We start from the raw sequence: 20,130 nt of genomic DNA on the forward strand, positions 1-20,130 counted from the left end.
CCCTTGGGCGGCACGACCCTGGCTTTTTTCGCAGGTATTCTGGTGATGCGGGCTGTCATCGGGTTCCGGCAGTCTGGCGTTGCATACGCCGACGCACGGCCTTGGATTTGTGCAGTCGCAGCATGGCCGCGACAGCGTAGCGACAGGTCCACTCACGCCAACGGGGGTATGATCCCCTGTTCCTCTCGCCCATTCATCTGTAGAAAGCGATGTCCAACGAAGATTTCAAACAGGCCGCACTCGACTATCACCGCATGTCGCCGCCGGGCAAGATCAAGGTCACGGCGACCAAGCCGATGCTCACCCAGCGCGACCTGTCGTTGGCCTACTCGCCGGGCGTGGCACACGCCTGCGAGGCGATCCTGGCCGACCCGCAGCAGGCCAGCGAGCTCACCGCCCGCGGCAATCTGGTCGCCGTCATCTCCAACGGCACCGCCGTGCTGGGCCTGGGCAACATCGGCCCGCTGGCCGGCAAGCCGGTGATGGAAGGCAAGGGCGTGCTGTTCCAGAAGTTCGCCGGTATCGATGTGTTCGACATCGAGATCAACGAGAACGACCCGGACAAGCTGGTCGACATCATCGCCTCGCTGGAGCCGACCTTCGGCGGCATCAACCTGGAAGACATCAAGGCGCCGGAGTGCTTCATCGTGGAGCGCAAGCTGCGCGAGCGCATGAACATTCCGGTGTTCCATGACGACCAGCACGGCACGGCGATCATCGTCGGCGCGGCCGTGCTCAACGCCATGGTGGTCACCGGCAAGAAGATCGAAGACGTGAAGCTGGCCACCACCGGCATGGGCGCGGCAGGCGTTTCCTGCGTGAACATGCTGGTCTCGCTGGGCCTGCGCAAGGAAAACATCCTGGCGTTCGACCGCGAGGGTGTGATCCACACCGGCCGCACCGATCTGGACCCGGAAAAGGCGCGTTACGCACGCGATACCGACAAGCGCACGCTGGCCGAGATCGTGGACGGCGCGGACATCTTCCTGGGCCTGTCGGCCCCGGGCATCCTCACCGCGGACATGGTCAAGACCATGGCCAAGGACCCGGTGATTTTCGCGCTGGCCAACCCGACCCCCGAAATCATGCCGGAAGTGGCGCGCAGCGTGCGCCCGGACGCGCTGATCGGCACCGGTCGTTCGGACTACCCGAACCAGATCAACAACGTGCTGTGCTTCCCTTACCTGTTCCGTGGCGCGCTCGACGTGGGCGCCACCGCGATCAACGAAGAGATGAAGATCGCCTGCGTGCACGCGATCGCCGCGATGGCACGCCGCGAGGCCAGCGACCTGGGGTCGGCCTACGGTGATGACACGCCGAGCTTCGGCCGCGATTACCTGATTCCGCGCCCGTTCGACCGCCGCCTGCTGGTGGAGCTGTCGGCCGCCGTGGCGCAGGCCGCGATGGATTCCGGCGTGGCCGAGCGCCCCGTTGCCGACATGGGCGCCTACCGCGAGAAGCTGGCCCAGTTCGTCTACCGCACCAGCCTGATGATGAAGCCGGTGTACGACCGTGCGCGTGCCGACAAGCAGCGCGTGGTGTACGCCGAAGGTGAAGAAGAAGTGGTGCTGCGCGCGGTGCAGAACGTGGTTGATGAAGGCCTGGCGCTGCCGATCCTGATCGGCCGCCCGGACGTGATCGAATCGCGTATCGAACGCATGGGCCTGCGCATGAAGGCCGGCGTCGATTTCGACGTGACCAACATCAACGACGACCCGCGCTTCAACGACTACTGGCAGTACTACCACAACCTCACCGGCCGTCGCGGTGTGACGGTGGCGGCGGCCAAGAACCTGATGCGTTCGCGCCCGACCCTGATTGCGGCGGTGATGGTGGCGCGCGGCGAAGCCGACGCCATGCTGACCGGCGTGGTCGGCCGCTTCCACAAGAAGCTGGGCTATGTGCGCAGCGTGCTGCCGCTGGAATCGAAGGTCACCTCGACGTCGGCTATGACCGGCGTGATCAACCAGCAGGGCGTGTTCTTCTTCGTGGACACCCACGTGCAGGAAGATCCGACCGCCGAGCAGATCTGCGAAGCCACGCTGCAGGCGGCCTACCGCATGAAGCTGTTCGGGATCGAGCCGAAGGTGGCGCTGCTGTCGCACTCCAACTTCGGCAGCCACGATTCCAAGGACGCGCTGAAGATGCGCACCGTGCGCAACCTGCTGCTCAAGCGCAATCCGCGTTTGAATGTAGACGGTGAAATGCAGGGCGACACCGCGTGGGACGAAGCGCTGCGCCAGAAGCTGCTGCCGGACAGCACGCTGAAGGGCCGCGCCAACCTGTTCGTGCTGCCCAACCTGGAAGCGGCCAACATCGCCTACAACCTGGTGCGCGTGTTCACCGACGGCGTGGCGATCGGCCCGATCCTGATGGGCGTAGCCAAGCCGGCGCACATCCTGACCACCAGCGCGACCTCGCGCCGTGTGCTCAACATGACCGCGATCGCGGCGGTTGATGCGCAGATCCGCAAGCAATTGGAATCGGAGAAGGCCTGAGGCCTTCACCGAATCCAATTGGGACCGCGCAACGCGCGGTCCGGTTTCGCAACGCGAAACGCGAATGGGGTAGCTACCGACTGTTAGTCGGTAGACCTTGAAGAAGGGACCGGTGCACCGCACCGGTCCCTTTTGCATTTGATGTTGCGCGTATGGACCAACGGTGAACCGCAACGAACCCGCAGCCCCAGCGTCACCCGCCTGCAACCTCCCAAGTGCCCAATACCCCCACGCGGCCCGGCCGTGGCGGCGGTCCGCTGGACCCCGCCACCCTGGGCCCGACCACTTCCCCCCTCTGGAACGGCGTCATGCGCACTCGTCCTGCAAAGCGGTACTTCAAGCAGTTGTTCGCGTTGTACGCCGGCCTGATCGGCGCCCGCTAAGGGCGAGGAACCCCCGGGGTGGGGCATCGGCCCCACCCGGCGTAGAGCCACGCCATGCGTGGCTGCTGTTCGATCAGGGACCGCGAAGCCACGCATGGCGTGGCTCTACGATCGGGTCAGGCACCGCGAAGCCACGCATGGCGTGGCTCTACGATCGGGTGTGGCACCGCCTAGCCACGCATGGCGTGGCTCTACGATCGGGTGTGGCACCGCCTAGCCACGCATGGCGTGGCTCTAAGGAAAGGGGGCGCGAATTGCGCCCCCGTTTCATTACGGCGCGGCTGGCGCCAGCAACTCCACTTCCGCCAGCTGCATCCGCCCCGGCCCTTCAATCCGCAGCCGGTACTCGGCATAACGGCCCGGCTTGGCGATCCGGAACGGACGGGTCTGCTGCTGCCACTCGAAGGTTTCACCGCTGCGCTGGTCCAGCTCAACCCAGCTGCCGCCGGCCTTGCGCGCTTCCAGCGTCCACTTGCCGCCCCGGATCGGCGCATTGCCGCTGGTCAGCGTATACATCGCCGGCGAACCGTCGGTCACCCCGGTGAACACGATGCTGCCCTTGCCACCGAACGGCACCACGGTGCCCGCATCATCATCGGTCAGCGCGGCCAGCACCCGCCCATCGTCCAGCTGCGCACGCGCACCACTGCCCAGCAGGTCATGCAGGATCGCGGGCTTCTCACCGCGCGCGGTCAACGAGCGCGGCGCATCCTCCGGCCCCGTGCCCCAGGTCGACGGTGCCGGGCCCATCTCGAAGTCCAGCGTTGCGCCCTTGGCGATCAGCTCGTGCGGCACCCAGGTCTTGCTCCACGGCTGGCCGTTGATCTTCAGCGACTGCACATAGATGTTGCGGTCCGAATTCTCCGGGGCGTTCACGGTCAACACGGCACCGCCCTGCAGTTCCACCCGGGCGTGCTTGAAGGCCGGTGAACCGATCGCGTACTCCGGCGAACCCATCCGCAGCGGGTACAGGCCGAGGGAGGCCAGCACGTACCACGCCGAGGTCTCGCCGTTGTCCTCATCGCCCGGGTAGCCCTGGCCGATCTCGCTGCCCACGTACAGCCGCGACAGGATCTCGCGTACGTGCTGCTGGGTCTTCCACGGCTGCCCGGTGTACAGGTACATCCACGGAATGTGGTGCGAGGGCTGGTTGCTGTGCGCGTACATGCCCATGCGCACATCGCGCGCCTCGGTCATTTCATGGATGGTGCCGCCGTAGGAGCCGGAGAACTTCGGGTCGGCCGTTTCCGGCGTGCTGAAGAACGTATCCAGCTTCTCGGCCAGCTTGGCGCGGCCGCCGTACAGGCCGGCCAGGCCTTCGCCGTCATGCGCGGCGGTGAAGGCGAACGTCCAGCCGTTGGATTCGGTGTAGTCGTGGCCCCACACGCGCGCGTCGTAGTCCTTCGCAGCCACGCGCCAGCTGCCGTCTTCCTTGCGGCCCTGGAAGAAGCCGGCGGCCGGGTCGAACACGGTGGCGTAGGTGCCGGCGCGGGCGCGGAAATAGGCCGCTTCGGTGGTGTAGCGCTCGCGCGCGGCCGGGCTGTCGGCGCGCTTGGCCAGTGCGGTGGCCATGTTGGCGATGCCGAAATCGTTGAGCGCGCCTTCCATCGTCCACGACATGCCTTCATGCACGTCCGCACTGGCGTAGCCGCGGAAGGTGGATTTGTCCATGCCCTTGCGGCCGACATGGCGGTCGGGTGGCACCACGGTGGCGTTGCGCAACGCGGCCTGGTACGCCTCACCCGGATCGAAGCCGGTGATGCCCTTGAGGTAGGCATCGGCGAAGGCGACGTCCGAACTGGTGCCCACCATGAGGTCGGCATAACCGGGCGAGGACCAGCGGGCCACCCAGCCGCCGGCGCGGTACTGTTCGAGGAAACCCTGCACCAGCGCGCCGGCATCGTCCGGGGTGAACAGCGTGTAGGCCGGCCATGTGGTGCGGAAGGTGTCCCAGAAGCCGTTGTTGACGTACACCTTGCCATCGCGGATCGGCGCGAAGCTGCGCACCGCGCTGCCATCGGTGTTGTCCTCGGCGGCGCTGGCCTGGCTGGCATAGCGCCAGTCCGGGGCGGCGGCGGTGCCGGCGTTTTCATGCCCGGAGTTCGGGTACAGGTACAGGCGGTACAGGCTGGAATACAGCGTGGTCTTCTGGTCGTCGCTGGCCTGGCCGATGTCGAAGCGCGCCAGGCGCTGGTCCCATGCGTCCTGTGCGCGGGCGGCGACGGTATCGAGGGTGTCGTCGCGCGCCAGCTCCAGCGCCAGGTTGTGGCGGGCCTGTTCAACGGAGATGAGCGAGGTGGCGATGCGCATGGTCACGCGGCGGTCGCTGCCCGGGTCGAACTTGATGTAGCCGGTAGGGCGGCCGGTGGCGATGCGGCCGCTGCTGCGCCACGGCCGGTCGAAGCTGGCCACCACGTACATGCGGGTGGCGCCGTTGGACAGGCCGCTGCGCGTATCGGTGTAACCCGACAGCGTCTGCGTGGCCTCATCCAGGGTGATGCCGCCGCGTGCGTCGACGTTGTCGAACAGCAGGTTGGCGTCGCCGCCCTTGGGGAACTCGAACTGGAACAGCGCGGCGTGGTCGGTCGGTGCGATCGCGGCGGCGATGCCGTTGTCGAAGCGCACGGCATAGCGGTACGGGCGCGCGCTTTCGTTGTCGCGCGCGAACGACAACGCACGCTTGCTGCGGTCGGCTTCGGGCACGCCACGGCTGGCCGACGGCATCACCTGGAAGGTCTGGCGGTCGCCCATCCACGGGCTGGGCTGGTGGCTCAGCGCCAGCGCCTGCAGCTGCGGGCGGTTGGTGGCGTTGTTCTGCTCGTTCCAGCGGTACAGCCAGTTCAACGCGCCGGCGTCGGTGACCGGGGTCCAGAAGTTGAAGCCGTGCGGCACCGCCGTGGCGGGGAAGTTGTTGCCGCGCGAGAAGGTGCCGTTGGCCTGCGTGCCACGGGTGGTGAGCACCCAGTCCGACGCACGTGCCGGTGCGGTACGCGGCTGGCTGTCCAGGCGCACATCGTCGATCCAGCCGGAAACCGGCGCGTTGGCGGCGCTGGCCACATCCAGCTCGATGGCGACCACGCGGCGCCCGCGCAGCGCGTCCACATCGCCCAGGCGCACCGACTTGTGCGCCCACTGCTGCGGGTACAGGGTCTTGGAATCGCCCTGCGCCTTGGCGCCGAGCGCGATGCCGTGCAGGTCGCGCGCGGCGCTGGCCGACACGCGGCTGCCATCGTCCAGCACCAGGTCCAGCGAGACATAGGTGGAGGCCACGGTGTCGTCGCCGACGATCTCGGGCAGGACCAGCCAGGACAGCGTGGTGTCGGCGTCGATGGTCACGTCGGTGGCGAACAGGCGGGTGCTGGCCGTGCCACCGGCGCTGGCGTAGTGCAGGGCGCGCAGGCCACTGTAGCCGACGCCGGGCTTGGCCGCATACGGCGCCTCCGGGCCTTTGCCGATCTTCAGCTGCACGCCGCCCTTGCTGGCCTGCGGGGCCGGTTCGCCCGGCTCGAAGGAGGTCTGCAGGCCCTGCGCGAAGGCGGGCAGGGCCACCGGCGAGCAGGCCAGGGCGAGCGCCAACGGAAGCAGGGCGTGGCGGGCAGGGCGGGGGTGCGGCAGGGTCATGCAGGGATCTCCCGGAAGGGACAGGCGGCAGGCGAAGCCCGCATCGGCGACCTCGGCAGACAGCACCACGCCGGCCGCCCAGGGGCAGTCGATGCGATGCAGGTCCGGCGGGGGACGGGCCATGCGATCGGGTGTTTGATCGGAACGCATCCGATCCTGCAACACCCGGAGCGGGTCTGGCAAGTGAAATTAGTTCGATCTAAACCCGGGAAAATCGCATATCGGTGTTTTCCATGGGGCGCCCCGCACCGAACCGGCCACGGCGCGCCCGCCGCCCCGGGTGCTAGAATCGAGGCCCTCGCTATTCCTTTCCGTGCCCCGCCATGAGCCATACCGCCACCGCGCCCGCCAATGCTGAAAAGCGTTACACCGTGCACCGCAGCGATCTGCCGCTGAGCTGCCCGACGCCGGAGATGGCGCTGTGGAACTCGCATCCGCGCGTGTACCTGCCGATCGAAGACGAGCCCAACGGCGAAGCCGCGTGCCCGTACTGCGGTTCGGTCTTCGTGCTGGCCGACTGAGCAGGCGGAACCGAACGTGCGCCGACTGACCGTGGTGCAGCTGCTGCCGGCGCTGCACTCCGGTGGGGTTGAGCGCTCTACGCTGGAAATTGCCGCCGCGCTGGTCGCGGCCGGGCACCGCGCGATCGTGGTGTCGGCAGGCGGTCGCCTGGTCGAACCGCTGCTGGCCAGTGGTGCCGAACACCTCACGCTGGATATCGGCAAGAAGTCGCTGTGGACGCTGCGCCACGTGCGCACGCTGCGCAATCTGCTGGCCGAGACCGGCGCGGACATCGTGCACGCGCGTTCGCGGCTGCCCGCCTGGCTGGGCCTGTATGCCGTGCGCAATCTTCCGGCGGCCGTGCGCCCGCACTGGGTGACCACGGTGCATGGGCTCAATTCGCCCAGCCGCTACAGCGCGGTCATGACCAGCGGCGAACGCGTCATCTGCGTGTCCAACTGCGTGCGCGACTTCGTGCGCACCCATTACCCCAGCGTGCCGCCGGAGCGCCTGCAGGTGATACCGCGCGGCGTGGATACCGCGCAGTTCCCGCGCGTCGGCCGGCAGGACCGGCGCCCGCGCCTGGCGGTGGCCGCGCAGCACCCGGCACTGGCCGGTGATGCGCCGCTGCTGCTGCTGCCCGGTCGCGGCACGCGGCTGAAGGGCCATCGACACGCGCTGGCGCTGCTGGCCGGGCTGCATGCCGCCGGCATGCCCGCGCGACTGTGGATGCCGGGCACGCGTGAGTCGGGGCGCGAGCGCTATGTGGCCGAGCTGGAGGCGCAGGCACGCAGCCTGGGCGTGGCAGACGCGGTGCTGATGACCGCGCCTACCTCGCGTATCGCCGAGGCCTATGCCGCCAGCGATCTGGTCCTGCAGCTGTCGGACAAGGCCGAGGCGTTTGGCCGTACCGTGGTCGAGGCGCTGTCGGTGGGCCGACCTGTACTGGGCTGGAACCACGGCGGCGTGGGCGAGCTGCTCGAACAACTGCAGCCGTCGGGCGCGGTACCCTTGGGCGATGCCGATGCGCTGCTGGCCCGCGCGCAGCAGTTGCTGGCGCAGCCGCCCGCGCTTCCCACGCGGATTCCGTTCACCCTGCAGGCGATGCAACGTGACACGCTCCAGCTCTATACCTCCCTCGCTGGCTGAGCCGGTCAAGGCGCCGGGTTCGCCGGGCTTCCGTGCGGGCCGCTGGGCGCCGTGGTGGGTCATCGCGTTCGTCGCGCTGCTGCCGCTGCCTGGCATTGCCGAGACCACGCTGGGGCTGGGTGCGCTGTACGCGGCTGCGCGGATGGTGCAGCTGCGCCTGCAGGGCAAGCAGCGCATGCTCAGCAGTCCCGCGTGGGCGCTGACCAGCATCCTGTTCCTGGGCTATTGGTTGCCGCAGGCGTTTTCCGCCTTCGATGCCATCGACCCGGGCACCGCGTGGCGCAAGACCGCCGCCGGGCTGCGCTATCTGCCCTTCATGTGGCTGGTGGCCATTGCGGTGGCCACGCCCGAGCGGCGCGCGCTGACCCTGAAGGGCATTGCGATCATCACCGGGGTATGGACGCTGGACGCGCTGGCGCAGGCCGCGTTCGGCACCAGCGCGCTGTTCTGGTCGATGGACCAGTTGAAGTGGGCGATCAGCGGCCATGGGTTGTGCCCGCCGGCAGAAATGGCGGCGGCCGATCGCCTGAGCGGTGTGCTGGGGCCGTGCAATCTGAAATTCGGCCAGGTGCTGGCCAGCCTGTCGCCGTTCCTGCTGTTTGCTGCGGCTGCGCGTTTTGGCCGATGGGGCTGGATGCTGGCGGCGGCCGCCCTGGGCGCGGTGCTGGTGCTGGCCGGTTCGCGCGCGGCGTGGCTGACCTATGCGCTGGTGCTGGTGTTTTCCGGCTGGCGCCTGCTGGGCGCGCGCGTGCTGCTGGCCTGCGTGGCGGTGGGGCTCGTAGCGGCGGTGGGGTTGGCGGCCGGCTCGCATCAGGTGCGCGAGCGGCTGGAGCGCACCGCGATGGCGTGGGAAGGCGAAAGCGATGGCGTGAACCAGGCGTTGTCCGGGCGCGCGCAGATCTGGGCTGCGGCGGGCTGCATGATCCAGCAGCACCCGATCAACGGCGTGGGCGCGCGCGGTTTCCGCGATGCGTACCCGCAGTGCAACCCGCATCCGGAACAGCAGGATGTGTGGGGTGCGGGGCCGGCGCTGCATGCACATCAGATCGTGCTGGAAATCCTGGCTGAAACCGGTGTACTGGGCCTGCTGCTGTGGCTGGCTGCGGCCGCGCAGGCATGGCGTGCGTGGCGCTTCGCCCCGTTGGCGGCGCGTGACCGCGCACGCCCAGCGATGCTGGCGCTGGCGGTCACCATGTTCCCGTTCAACACCCACCTGGCGTTCTATTCCACCTTCTGGGGCGGCCTGACCCTGCTGCTGGCCGCCCTGTACGCAGGCAGCCTGCTGGCCCGCGACGAACCCTGACGGGGGGGGCATGCGCAAGGGCGCTTCGCGCCCGTAGAGCCACCCCATGGGTGGCTGCTCTACGTTCTGGAATCGCGCAGCCACCCATGGGGTGGCTCTACGGGTTTCCCTGAGGGACGGACGCGGCACTCGGTGATGCCGTTCCATGTCGCTGCTTCTGCAGGATGGAGGTATGGCCAGCCCACGACTCCAGCGCGGTCGCGTCTCCCAAGCCGAGTACATCTACTCGCTGACGACTGTGACCTTGAACCGGCGGCGATTGTTCGAGTGCAATGAAAACGCACTGGCCGTCATCGAAGCCTTGCGTCACGTGGAGCGCAGCGGTTGCAGCTACAGTTTGGCGTGGGTGGTGATGTCCGACCACGTGCATTGGTTGATGCAGTTGAAGAAGGGGACGTTGCCCAACTGCATGAACTTACTCAAGTCGCGCAGTAGTCGTCTGTTGAACGCGCATCTGGATTGTGGACCGGTATGGCAGCGTGGCTATTACGACCATGCCCTGCGCACCGATGAATCGCTGGAAACGGCTGCTCAGTACATTGTCGCCAACCCGATCAGAGCAGGACTGTCGGTAGCGCCGGGTGAGTACCCTCACGCGTGGTCGCGCTGGCCGGTCTGGTAGAGCCACCCCATGGGTGGCTGCTCTACGTTCCGGCGTCGCGCAGCCACCCATGGGGTGGCTCTACCGATTGGTTTGCATCGCGCAGCCACCCATGGGGTGGCTCTACCCGTTATTTATAGAAATTGCTGCGGCCGCCCGGCTGGCGCTTGAAGCGGCGGTGGATCCACAGGTACTGGTCCGGGGCTTCGCGGACCATGTCCTCGATCGCCTTGTTCACCCGCGCCGTATCCGCTTCCACATCCTCACTGGGGAAGTTCTCCAGCGGCGCGCCGATCTTCAGGAAGTACTTGCCGCCCTCGCGACGGTGGAAGTACGGAATCACCGCACACCCGGTCATGCGCGCCAACTGGTGCGTGGCCGTAATGGTCGAGGCGGTCTGGCCGAAGAACGGCACGAACACGGTGTCCTTGCCACGCATGTCCTGGTCCGGCGCGTACCACAGGAACCCGCCCTTCTTGAGGTGGCGCACGGTGGCACGGATGTCTTCGTTGGCATACATCGCCTTGGCATAACGCAGCCGCCCGAACTTCACCGCCCACTCGTACACCGGGTTGCGGTGCTTGCGATACATGCCCGACAGATCCACGTGGTCGCAAAGCAGGCGCCCGCACATCTCCAGGGTCATGAAGTGGCCGGAGACCAGCAGCACACCGCGGCCCTCGGCCTGCATGCGGTGCAGGTGCTCCAGCCCCTCGATCTGTACCTTCGGGCGGATGCTGTCGATGCTGCCCCACCACGCCCGGGCGAATTCGAAGATGCCCACGCCCAGCGCATCGAAGCTGTCGCGCAGCAGGCGCTGGCGCCAGGCGTCGTCCTTCTCCGGGAAGCACAGCTTCAGGTTGACCTCGGCGGCGCGGCGGCGGCTGCTGGCCAGCCGGTAGGCCACGGTGCCCACGCCCCGGCCCAGGGCGCGCTGCAGGCCCCACGGCAGCCGGGCGATGGCGAAGGCGCCCAGCATGAAGGCGAAGGTCGGCCAGTGGCGGGGATTGCGCAGCGACGGGCGGGTGGCGGTGGAAGCGTTATCTGACATGCCCCGATTCTAAGACATGCGTCCCCCACGATGGGTCAGGGTGGCCGCCCACCGGGCCCGCATGTCTTTCCCGGTGCCGCTCCCGTATCCTTTGCGCATGCGCAAAAGCCCTGTCGAATGGATCCTGCGCGGCCTGTATTCGGCCGTGCTGTACCTGTTGTTGCCGATCACCGTGTACCACCTGGTCTGGCGCGGTTTCCGGGTGCGCGAGTACTTCCAGCGCTGGGACGAGCGCTATGCCTCCTATCCGCTCCCCAGCGCGCAGCCACGCGTGTGGCTGCATGCGGTGTCGGTGGGCGAGGTGAACGCGGCGGCGCCGCTGGTGAACGCGCTGCGCGCGCTGCGCCCGGACATCCGCTGGGTGATCACCACCATTACCCCCACCGGCTCGGAGCGGGTGCGCGCGCTGTGGGGCGATGCGGTCGACCACGTGTACCTGCCGTATGACGTGCCGGGCAGCGTCGGCCGCTTCCTGGGGCACTTCAAACCCAGCCTGGCGTTGATCCTGGAAACCGAGCTGTGGCCGAACCTGCTGTTCGGCTGCCGCGATCGCGGCATTCCGGTGTACATCCTCAACGCGCGGCTGTCGGCGCGTTCGCTGCGTGGCTACCGGCTGCTGCGTCCGTTGATCGGGCGCACGCTGCGTACCGTGACCTGCGTGGCGGCGCAGTCGGCCGACGATGCCGAACGCTTCATCCAGCTCGGCGCGCTGCCGGAGCAGGTGCAGCCGCTGGGTAACCTGAAGTTCGACATCGCCACGCCGAACGTGCGCGAGTTCACCGCCCACTTCCACGCGGCGGTGCCCGGCACGCGGCCGGTATGGATTGCCGCCAGCACGCATGAAGGCGAGGAGCAGGCCACCATCGACCTGCACCGCCGGCTGCGCCAGGAGATTCCCGGCCTGCTGTTGCTGTGGGCGCCGCGCCATCCCGAACGCTTCCCGCGCGTGGAAGCGCTCGCGCGCGAGCAGGGCTGGAAGGTCAGCACGCGCCGCCAGCAGCAATGGCCGCAGGCCGACAGCGATGTGTTCGTTATCGATACGCTGGGCGAGCTGATGGCGTTCTATGGCTGCGCGCAGGTCGCCTTCGTCGGCGGCAGCCTGCAGCCGATCGGCGGGCACAACCTGCTGGAACCGGCGGCGATGGGCACCGCCACGGTCACCGGCCCGCACCTGCACAACTTCGCCGAGATCTCGCGGCGCATGCGCGAGGCCGGTGCGGTGGTGATCGCCGACGATGTGGCAGGCGTGGGCGACGCACTGCTCACCCTGCTGCGCGATCCCGATGCACGCGAAGACATGGCCAGCGCGGGCTGCGCGCTGGTCAGCAACGGCCGGGGCGCCTTGAAGCGCACGGTGGAGCTGATCGCCCCGCAATTGCCGCCGCCGCTGAATTGAACAACCGGCCGGCCCGACGCGGGTAGAGCCACCCCATGGGTGGCTGCGCGGTGTCGGAAGCAAAGGCAGCCACCCATGGGGTGGCTCTACCCCGGATAGCCCGCAGTCGTTGGAGCGTTTCAACAAAAAAGCCACCCTTTCAGGTGGCTTTCTCGTTCCCGCCTCACACCCCGATCAGTTGTTGACCTGGGTGCTCGGCGTGGCAGCCTGCTGGGTCAGCAGGCGGTTGATGTCCTGCAGATCGGCGATGTCCAGCGTGCCGACTGCCTGGCCCAGCTGCAGGCGGTTCTGCAGGAAGGTGTAACGGGCGTTGGCGTAATCGAGCTGGGCCGAGAACAGGATGCGCTGGTTCTGGATCACGTCCAGCACGGTGCGGGTACCCACTTCCAGGCCGACCTGCGAGGCGTCGTACGCGCTCTGCGCCGACACCACGGCCAGGCGGCGCGCTTCCACTTCGCTGATGCCGGCAACCAGAGTCTGGTAGGCATTGCGGGTGTTGCGGTCCAGGGCGCGCTTCTGCTGCTCGTAACCGTCCTGCGCGATGTCGCGCTGGGCCAGGGCCTGGCGCACGCCGGACTGGGTGGCGCCGCCGGAGAAGATCGGCACGCTCAGGGTCAGCCCGATGCTGTTGCTGCGCTGGTCCGGGCTGAAGTTCGAGCTGCTGCCCACCACGTCGCCCCAGCTGGCCGAACGGCCGGCGGTGGCGCCCAGCGACAGGGTCGGGTAGTGGCCGCCACGCGCGGCGGACACGCCGGACTCGGCCGCGCTCACCTTCAGCTCCTGCGCCTTCAGCGCCGGGTTCTGCGTGACCGCTTCGGTGATCAGCTGGTCGACCGTGGCGTACTTGGCCGGCAGTTCCGGGCGGAAGTCGGCCGGCAGTGCGCGCAGGTCGGTGACCGGCTGGCCGGTCAGTTCGGTCAGCGCCTGGTAGGCGTCGGCCAGGGTGTTCTGCGCAATGATGGTGTTGGCGCGGGCCTGGTCGTACTGGGCGCGCGCTTCATGCACGTCGGTGATAGGCGCCAGGCCCACTTCCAGGCGCTTGTCGGCGAAGTCGAACTGCTTCTTGGCCGCCGCTTCGTTGGTCTGTGCCGCCGACAGCGACTCGATGCCCACCAGCACGTTGAAGTACGCCGCCGAGGTGCGCACGATCAGGCTGTCGTTGGCCGAATCCAGGGTGAAGTCCGCCGCCTTGCTCAGGTCACGCTGCGAACGCAGGTTCGAGATCTGCGTCCAGTTGAACAGCGTCTGCGACGCGCTCAGGCCGTAGTTGCGGTTCTTGGTGGTGAACGAGGTCGAGCTGACGTCGTGGTTCGGCGTCACGCGGTTCTGCGTGAGCGAGGCCTCGCCGTTGATCTGCGGCAGCAATGCCGCACGCGCCTGCACGGCGCCTTCCTTGTCGAACAGACGGGTCGATTCTGCCGCGGACAGCTGCGGATCGCCGTTGCGCGCCATTTCGTAGACCTGCAGGAGGTCGGCGGCAGAGGCGGTCATCGGCAGCAGGGCGGCGGCCAGCGCAATAGCGAGGGATCGGCGGATCATTGCGGCTTCCTTGGACTCAGAGTTGGAACTGGGGCGCCGGAGCGGCACCACGCAGGTAATCGATATCGGTTTCGAACAGCGACTCAGTGCTGCCATCGGCCTTGACCAGCACCGCTTCCATGACCGGCGACTTGCCGTGGATCACGAACAGACGGCCACCCGGACGCAGCCACTGGGTGAAACGTGACGGGATGGTGTCCACCGCAGCCGTCACACAGATGGCGTCGAAGCGGCGCTCGGTGTCCCAGCTCAGCGCGTCGGCGGTCTCGATGCGGACGTTGTTGCCCAGGCCGGCGGCATCCAGGCGCGCACGTGCGCCGGCAGCCAGTTCCGGCTGGATTTCCAGGCTCAGCACTTCGCGGGCCAGTTCGCCCATGCAGGCGCTGAGGTAGCCGCTGCCGGTGCCGATCTCCAGCACTTCGTCGCCCGGCTGCAGGTCGAGGGCCTGCAGGGTGCGGCCTTCGATCACCGGCTTCATCATCTTCTGCCCGAAGCCCAGCGGCAGTTCGATGTCGGCGTACGCCAGGGCCTTGTGCGATTCAGCGACAAACGCCTCCCGCGGCAAACGTGCCAGTACATCGAGCACGCGAATTTCCAGCACGTCCCAGGGACGGATCTGTTGTTCAACCATCAGTTCGCGGGCGTGGGCGTAATCGATCGTCATGAGGTTCTAATCCAGCGCAGTGGGCCGGCCATTTTACCGGTGCCGGGAGCCGGCGGCGCGCTGAGAGCATCGCTGCCGTCGCGCCGGGGTCGCAGTGCCGGAAGTCACCGCGACCTCCGGTCCATTCATATTGGTATTACAGCCCCGGGCGGGTGGCGTACGCCCTCAGGAAAAAGGCGACGCAGGCCGCCACGTGGGCGTCCGAGTCGCACTCGGCCGGGGCCGGCCGCAGCCCGCACATCATATGCGTATGCAGCTCCCCTTTGATGAGGGTGAAGAACTGCAGGGCCGCGGTCTGGAAGTCGGCGATCTCCAGTTCGCCGCGAGCGGTGCGGGCGCGCAGGAATTCGGCCAGCGCATCGCTGGTCCGCTGCGGGCCGGCCACCCAGAACATCTCGCGGATCCGGTCGTCGGTATCGGGCGCCATCATGACGCGCTGCACGGCCACCGCGGCCGGCGAGGTGATCATGTTGAAGAAGGCCCGGCCGATGCCCAGCAGCTGCTCGCGCAGCGGGCCGTCGGCGTCGGTGACGAACAGCGCGTCGGGCAGCATTTCGACGCAGGTGGACTTCACTGCTTCTGTGAACAGGGTCTCTTTGTCGCCGAAATGGCTGTAAACGGTCAACTTTGACACGCCCGCCTGCCCGGCAATGCTATCCATGCTGACACCGCTGTAGCCCTGCTCCACGAACAGGGCCTTGGCCGCGTCCAGGATCGCCGCGCGCTTGCCCAGATCCTTCGGGCGGCCGGGTCCGGCGGCCTTGGCGGAGGGCTTGGGCGGCGCTGCGGAAGTGGTCGGATCAGTCATTCAATCAATACTAGACCAATCGGTTCGATATTTATACTATACCGACTGGTTCACTATTAGCCGTCATGGAATAGAGTGTCGCTTCCAGACGGTCTCCCCCGGTACTCAAGGTCCAGGACCTCATGAACAACTTGCGATGGATAGGCAGTGGGCTGCTGGCATTGATGCTGGCAGCGTGTGGCAAACAGGACGCCGAGCCGGCCGCGCCGATCCCGGTGCTGGTGGTGCAGCCGGGCACGGTGAGCGGCCAGGAAGTGGCGGCGTACCCGGGCGAGGTGCATGCCCTGCAGGAAAGCCCGCTGTCGTTCCGGGTGGGCGGCAACCTGGTCAAGCGCCATGTCGATGCCGGCCAGCGCGTGCGCAAGGGCGACCTGCTGGCCGAACTGGACGCGGCCGACTTCGCCTCGCAGGCAAGCGCCTCGCAGGCGCAGCTGGCGGCGGCCGAGGCCGACCTGGTGCGCGCCCGCGATGACCAGAAGCGCTACGCCAAGCTGGCCGAGCAGCAGCTGGTCAGCCAGTCCACGCTCGACGCACAGACTGCCGCCTACAAGGCCGCGCAGGGCCAGGCCAACGCCGCCCGCGCCAACCTGGCGGTGGCCCGCAACCAGACCGGCTATGCGCAGCTGCGCGCGCCGGCCGACGGCGTGATCGCCAGCCGCCAGGCCGAAGCCGGGCAGGTGGTGGGCGCCGGGCAGACGGTGTTCACGCTGGCCGCCGACGGCGGCCGCGAGGTGCTGATCGCGCTGCCGGAAAGCAACATCCGCGACTACCAGGTCGGCCAGGAAGTGCAGGTGGAGCTGTGGAACAAGCCGGGCCAGATGCTGCCGGGCACGATCCGCGAGATCGCGCCGGCCGCCGATGCGCAGGCGCGCACCTACGCCACCCGGGTCAGCCTGTCGGCGGACGCGGCGAAGGAAGTCGAGCTCGGCCAGAGCGCGCGCGTGTTCGCCGCCGCCGGCCGCACCGGCACGCTGCAGCTGCCGCTGGGCGCGGTGCTGCGCGGTGCCGATGGCAACGCCAGCGTGTGGGTGGTCAACCCGTCCAACGGCGCGATCAAGGCCACGCCGGTCACGGTGGGGGCCTATGGCCCCGATGCGGTGCCGGTGCTGTCCGGCGTGGCCGCGCAGGACTGGGTGGTTGCCGCCGGTGGGCACCTGCTGCGCGAAGGCCAGGCGGTGACGCCGGTGGACCGGCAGAATCGCCCGGTGCTGAAGCCGGCCGCCGCCCCCGCTGCCGCAGCCAAGGGGCACTGACCCCGTGCGCCGCTTCAATCTTTCCGAATGGGCGCTGGGCAACCGCGCGCTGGTGCTGTTTGCGATGCTGGCGTTCGCGATCATCGGCGCGTGGTCGTACAAGCACCTGGGCCAGTCCGAGGATCCGCCGTTCACCTTCAAGGTAATGGTGGTACGCACGATGTGGCCGGGCGCCACCGCCGAGCAGGTCTCGCGGCAGGTCACCGAACCGATCGAGAAGGCGCTGCTCAACACCGGGCAGTACGAGTTCATCCGCTCGTACTCGCGCCCGGGCGAATCGCAGGTGATCTTCGTGGCCCGCGACAGCCTGCGTTCCAAGGCAATTCCCGACCTGTGGTACCAGGTGCGCAAGCGCGTGGGCGACATCAAGCCGACCCTGCCGCGTGAAATCGTCGGCCCGTTCTTCAACGATGAGTTCGGCGATACCTTCGGCAACATCTACGCATTGACGGGGCAGGGCTTCGACTACGCGGTGATGCGCAATTACGCCGACCGCATCCAGCTGGAGCTGCAGCGGGTGCCGGACGTGGGCAAGATCGAGCTGGAAGGCCTGCAGGACGAAAAGGTCTGGATCGAGCTCTCCAACACCAAGCTGGCCACGCTGGGCGTCTCGCTGCAGCAGGTGCAGCAGTCGCTGGCCGACCAGAATGTCATGGCCGCCACCAGCTTCTTCGAAACCCCCACCGACCGCGTGCAGCTGCGCGTGACCGGCCAGTTCAAGAGCGTGGACGACATCCGCCGCTTCCCGATCCAGGCCGGCGACCGCACGGTGCACCTGGGCGATATCGCCGAGGTGAAGCGCGGCTTCGCCGACCCGGCCTCGCCGAAGATGCGCTTCATGGGCGAAGACGCCATCGGCATCGCGGTGGCGATGAAGGACGGCGGCGACATCCTCAAGCTGGGCGCCACCCTGGACGCCGAGTTCGAGCGCCTGCAGAAGACGCTGCCGGCCGGCATGCAGCTGCGCAAGGTCTCCGACCAGCCGCATGCGGTGGAAGAATCGGTCGGCGAGTTCGTGCAGGTGCTGACCGAGGCGGTGGTGATCGTGCTACTGGTCAGCTTCTTCTCGCTCGGCCTGCGCACCGGCTTGGTGGTGGGCGTGACCATTCCGCTGGTGCTGGCGATGACCTTCTTCGTCATGCACTACTTCGACATCGGCCTGCACAAGATCTCGCTGGGCGCGCTGGTGCTGGCGCTGGGCCTGCTGGTGGACGATGCGATCATCGCGGTGGAGATGATGGCCACCAAGATGGAGCAGGGCTACGACCGCCTGCGCGCGGCCAGCTTCGCGTGGGAAAGCACGGCGTTCCCGATGCTGACCGGTACGCTGATCACCGCCGCCGGCTTCCTGCCCATCGCCACGGCCGCGTCCAGTACCGGTGAATACACCCGTTCGCTGTTCCAGGTGGTGACCATCGCGCTGGTGGTGTCGTGGATCGCCGCGGTGCTGTTCATTCCGTACCTGGGCGACAAGATGCTGCCGGACCTGTTCAACCCGCAGCCGCCCAAGCCCGAGAGCCTGGCCGGACGCTGGCGCGCCCGGCGCCTGCGCTGGGCCGACCGCCACCCGGCGTTCGCGCGCTGGATCGCGCCGAAGGAATTGGCGCACGACCATGATCCGTACCAGCGGCCGTTCTACACGCGCTTCCGCCGCTTCCTGGATGCGTGCCTGCGCCACCGTTGGTGGGTGATCGCGGCCACGGCGGCGCTGTTCGTGTTCTCGCTGCTGATCTTCCGCTTCGTACCGCAGCAGTTCTTCCCGGATTCGACCCGGCCGGAGCTGATGGTGGACATCGAGCTGGCCGAAGGGGCCTCGCTGCAGGCTACCCAGGCGCAGGCGACCAAGCTGGAGAAGCTGCTGAAGGGGCGCGAGGGCATCAGCAACTACGTGGCCTACGTGGGCACCGGTTCGCCGCGCTTCTACCTGCCGCTGGACCAGCAGCTGCCGGCCACCAACTTCTCGCAGTTCGTGGTGCTGACCGAAAACGCCGAAGCGCGTGAGGCCACCCGCAGCTGGTTGCTGAAGGAGGTGATTCCGCAGTTCCCGGACGTGCAGATGCGCGTGACCCGGTTGGAGAACGGCCCGCCGGTCGGCTACCCGGTGCAGATGCGCATCTCGGGCGAGCACATCGAGCAGGTGCAGGCCATTGCGCGCCAGGTGGAAGCCAAGGTGCGCGAGAACCCGCACGTGATGAACGTCAACCTGGACTGGAGCGAGCCGAGCATGGTGGTGCGGCTGGTGATCGACCAGGACCGTGCGCGCGCGCTGGGCGTGACCAGTGCGCAGGTGAGCCAGCTGCTGGGCACCTCGCTGTCGGGCACGAGCGTGAGCACGTATCGCGAAGGCAACCGCCTGATCGAGATGCTGCTGCGCGGGCCGGACAACGAACGCGTCCGCCTGGACATGCTGGGCAGCCTGGCCATTCCCACGGCGAGTGGCACCTCGGTGACGCTGTCGCAGGTGGCGCGCCTGGAGTACGTGTTCGAGGATGGCATCATCTGGCACCGCAACCGCCTGCCGACCGTGACGGTACGTGCGGACATCGCTGACAACAGCCAGGCGCTGGACGTGGTGCAGCAGATCCTGCCGACGCTGGACGGCATCCGTGCCGCGCTGCCATCCGGCTACCTGCTGGAGACCGGTGGCACGGTGGAGGATTCGGCCCGTGGGCAGAACTCGATCAAGGCCGGCATGCCGCTGTTCCTGATCGTGGTGGCCACGCTGCTGATGCTGCAGCTGCGCAGCTTCTCGCGTGCGGCGATGGTGCTGGTGACCGCGCCGCTGGGCATCATCGGGGCGACGCTGTTCCTGCTGCTGTTCCGCGCGCCGTTCGGGTTCGTGGCGCTGCTGGGCACGATCGCATTGGCCGGCATGATCATGCGCAACTCGGTGATCCTGATCGACCAGATCCAGCAGGACATCGATGCGGGCCATGACCGCTGGCACGCGATCATCGACGCCACCGTGCGCCGCTTCCGCCCGATCGTGCTGACCGCACTGGCGGCGGTGCTGGCGATGATCCCGCTGTCGCGCAGCGCGTTCTACGGCTCGATGGCGATCTCGATCATGGGCGGGTTGATTGTCGGCACCGTGCTGACCCTGGTGTTCCTGCCGGCGCTGTATGCGGCGTGGTTCCGGGTGAAGCCTGACGAGGCGCAATAGCGCCTCGTCGGGCCATGCCACACCCCCGAGAGGGTGTGGCATCCCGGCGGGCGATTCCCGAAGGGGATCCCGACCGGGTGTAGAGCGGACTGTTAGTCCGCTGCCGTTGACGTTGATTCGCACGACCGCGCGGAAAACAGCGGACTAACAGTCCGCTCTACCCCGTCGGTACGATCAGTACCGACGGGGCCATCGGATGT

Annotated in this window: 14 protein-coding genes; 9 read left to right on the forward strand and 5 right to left on the reverse strand. The window is 67.8% G+C overall.

Annotated features, from left to right (window positions below; all coding sequences use genetic code 11):
* Positions 1–209: 209 nt before the first annotated feature.
* Both ACREPD_RS13900 and ACREPD_RS13905 read left to right on the forward strand, forming a co-directional pair.
* On the forward strand, positions 210–2,498 hold the full coding sequence (locus tag ACREPD_RS13900) for an NADP-dependent malic enzyme (protein ID WP_431599862.1): 2,289 nt from the start codon (positions 210–212) through the stop codon (positions 2,496–2,498).
* A 215-nt stretch (positions 2,499–2,713) separates the two neighbouring features.
* A complete protein-coding gene (locus ACREPD_RS13905) occupies positions 2,714–2,881 on the forward strand; it encodes a hypothetical protein (protein ID WP_431599863.1) in 168 nt (55 codons plus the stop codon).
* A gap of 270 nt (positions 2,882–3,151) precedes the next feature.
* Here the strand turns inward: ACREPD_RS13905 and ACREPD_RS13910 are convergent, their stop codons facing one another.
* The gene (locus tag ACREPD_RS13910; RefSeq protein WP_431599880.1) at positions 3,152–6,502 is read right to left on the reverse strand and encodes a GH92 family glycosyl hydrolase; all 3,351 of its coding nucleotides are present in this window, start codon (positions 6,500–6,502) and stop codon (positions 3,152–3,154) included.
* A 323-nt stretch (positions 6,503–6,825) separates the two neighbouring features.
* On the opposite strand from ACREPD_RS13910, the gene ACREPD_RS13915 reads away from it, so the two are divergent.
* The 4 genes from ACREPD_RS13915 (at position 6,826) to ACREPD_RS13930 (ending at position 10,077) form a co-directional block, all read left to right on the forward strand.
* A complete protein-coding gene (locus tag ACREPD_RS13915; protein WP_411852073.1) occupies positions 6,826–7,023 on the forward strand; it encodes a zinc-finger domain-containing protein in 198 nt (65 codons plus the stop codon).
* Between the two features lie 16 nt (positions 7,024–7,039).
* Entirely contained in the window at positions 7,040–8,152 is a 1,113-nt protein-coding gene (locus ACREPD_RS13920; RefSeq protein ID WP_431599864.1) for a glycosyltransferase, read from the forward strand.
* Positions 8,133–9,455 carry an O-antigen ligase family protein gene (locus ACREPD_RS13925; RefSeq protein ID WP_431599881.1) on the forward strand — a complete coding sequence of 441 codons (1,323 nt, stop codon included), beginning with the start codon at positions 8,133–8,135 and terminating at the stop codon, positions 9,453–9,455. Before ACREPD_RS13920 ends, ACREPD_RS13925 begins: the two co-directional genes overlap by 20 nt.
* A 172-nt stretch (positions 9,456–9,627) precedes the next feature.
* Positions 9,628–10,077 carry an REP-associated tyrosine transposase gene (locus ACREPD_RS13930; RefSeq protein WP_431599882.1) on the forward strand — a complete coding sequence of 150 codons (450 nt, stop codon included), beginning with the start codon at positions 9,628–9,630 and terminating at the stop codon, positions 10,075–10,077.
* Between the two features lie 109 nt (positions 10,078–10,186).
* Here the strand turns inward: ACREPD_RS13930 and ACREPD_RS13935 are convergent, their stop codons facing one another.
* Positions 10,187–11,107 carry an LpxL/LpxP family Kdo(2)-lipid IV(A) lauroyl/palmitoleoyl acyltransferase gene (locus tag ACREPD_RS13935; protein ID WP_421569302.1) on the reverse strand — a complete coding sequence of 307 codons (921 nt, stop codon included), beginning with the start codon at positions 11,105–11,107 and terminating at the stop codon, positions 10,187–10,189.
* A gap of 97 nt (positions 11,108–11,204) precedes the next feature.
* Between ACREPD_RS13935 and waaA the strand changes: the two genes are divergently transcribed.
* Positions 11,205–12,503, forward strand: coding sequence for a lipid IV(A) 3-deoxy-D-manno-octulosonic acid transferase (waaA, locus tag ACREPD_RS13940; protein ID WP_431599865.1), 1,299 nt, complete (start codon positions 11,205–11,207; stop codon positions 12,501–12,503).
* 174 nt (positions 12,504–12,677) lie between these two features.
* Here waaA and ACREPD_RS13945 read toward each other — a convergent pair whose 3' ends face one another.
* The 3 genes from ACREPD_RS13945 to ACREPD_RS13955 form a co-directional block, all read right to left on the reverse strand.
* Positions 12,678–14,042 (reverse strand): TolC family outer membrane protein, encoded by a 1,365-nt coding sequence (locus ACREPD_RS13945; protein WP_431599866.1) that lies wholly within the window; start codon positions 14,040–14,042, stop codon positions 12,678–12,680.
* Between the two features lie 16 nt (positions 14,043–14,058).
* Positions 14,059–14,706 carry a protein-L-isoaspartate O-methyltransferase family protein gene (locus tag ACREPD_RS13950; protein WP_431599867.1) on the reverse strand — a complete coding sequence of 216 codons (648 nt, stop codon included), beginning with the start codon at positions 14,704–14,706 and terminating at the stop codon, positions 14,059–14,061.
* A 136-nt stretch (positions 14,707–14,842) separates the two neighbouring features.
* Positions 14,843–15,514: a TetR/AcrR family transcriptional regulator gene (locus ACREPD_RS13955; protein WP_431599868.1), complete on the reverse strand. Its 672-nt coding sequence runs from the start codon at positions 15,512–15,514 to the stop codon at positions 14,843–14,845.
* Between the two features lie 122 nt (positions 15,515–15,636).
* Here ACREPD_RS13955 and ACREPD_RS13960 point away from each other — a divergent pair, with 122 nt between their 5' ends.
* Both ACREPD_RS13960 and ACREPD_RS13965 read left to right on the forward strand, forming a co-directional pair.
* Positions 15,637–16,767 (forward strand): efflux RND transporter periplasmic adaptor subunit, encoded by a 1,131-nt coding sequence (locus ACREPD_RS13960; protein ID WP_431599869.1) that lies wholly within the window; start codon positions 15,637–15,639, stop codon positions 16,765–16,767.
* A gap of 4 nt (positions 16,768–16,771) precedes the next feature.
* Positions 16,772–19,930 carry an efflux RND transporter permease subunit gene (locus ACREPD_RS13965; RefSeq protein WP_431599870.1) on the forward strand — a complete coding sequence of 1,053 codons (3,159 nt, stop codon included), beginning with the start codon at positions 16,772–16,774 and terminating at the stop codon, positions 19,928–19,930.
* Positions 19,931–20,130: the final 200 nt, after the last annotated feature.

The sequence above is a fragment of the Stenotrophomonas sp. genome, from assembly GCF_050737075.1.
GTDB lineage: Bacteria > Pseudomonadota > Gammaproteobacteria > Xanthomonadales > Xanthomonadaceae > Stenotrophomonas.

What these genes read in the sequence shown, in the direction of transcription:
- ACREPD_RS13945 (WP_431599866.1), bottom strand. Translation starts at nt 14,042, where the DNA reads ATGATCCGCCGATCCCTCGCTATTGCGCTGGCCGCCGCCCTGCTGCCG.
- ACREPD_RS13900 (WP_431599862.1), top strand. Translation starts at nt 210, where the DNA reads ATGTCCAACGAAGATTTCAAACAGGCCGCACTCGACTATCACCGCATG.
- ACREPD_RS13910 (WP_431599880.1), bottom strand. Translation starts at nt 6,502, where the DNA reads ATGACCCTGCCGCACCCCCGCCCTGCCCGCCACGCCCTGCTTCCGTTG.
- ACREPD_RS13955 (WP_431599868.1), bottom strand. Translation starts at nt 15,514, where the DNA reads ATGACTGATCCGACCACTTCCGCAGCGCCGCCCAAGCCCTCCGCCAAG.
- ACREPD_RS13950 (WP_431599867.1), bottom strand. Translation starts at nt 14,706, where the DNA reads ATGACGATCGATTACGCCCACGCCCGCGAACTGATGGTTGAACAACAG.
- ACREPD_RS13935 (WP_421569302.1), bottom strand. Translation starts at nt 11,107, where the DNA reads ATGTCAGATAACGCTTCCACCGCCACCCGCCCGTCGCTGCGCAATCCC.
- ACREPD_RS13960 (WP_431599869.1), top strand. Translation starts at nt 15,637, where the DNA reads ATGAACAACTTGCGATGGATAGGCAGTGGGCTGCTGGCATTGATGCTG.
- ACREPD_RS13915 (WP_411852073.1), top strand. Translation starts at nt 6,826, where the DNA reads ATGAGCCATACCGCCACCGCGCCCGCCAATGCTGAAAAGCGTTACACC.
- waaA (WP_431599865.1), top strand. Translation starts at nt 11,205, where the DNA reads ATGCGCAAAAGCCCTGTCGAATGGATCCTGCGCGGCCTGTATTCGGCC.
- ACREPD_RS13930 (WP_431599882.1), top strand. Translation starts at nt 9,628, where the DNA reads ATGGCCAGCCCACGACTCCAGCGCGGTCGCGTCTCCCAAGCCGAGTAC.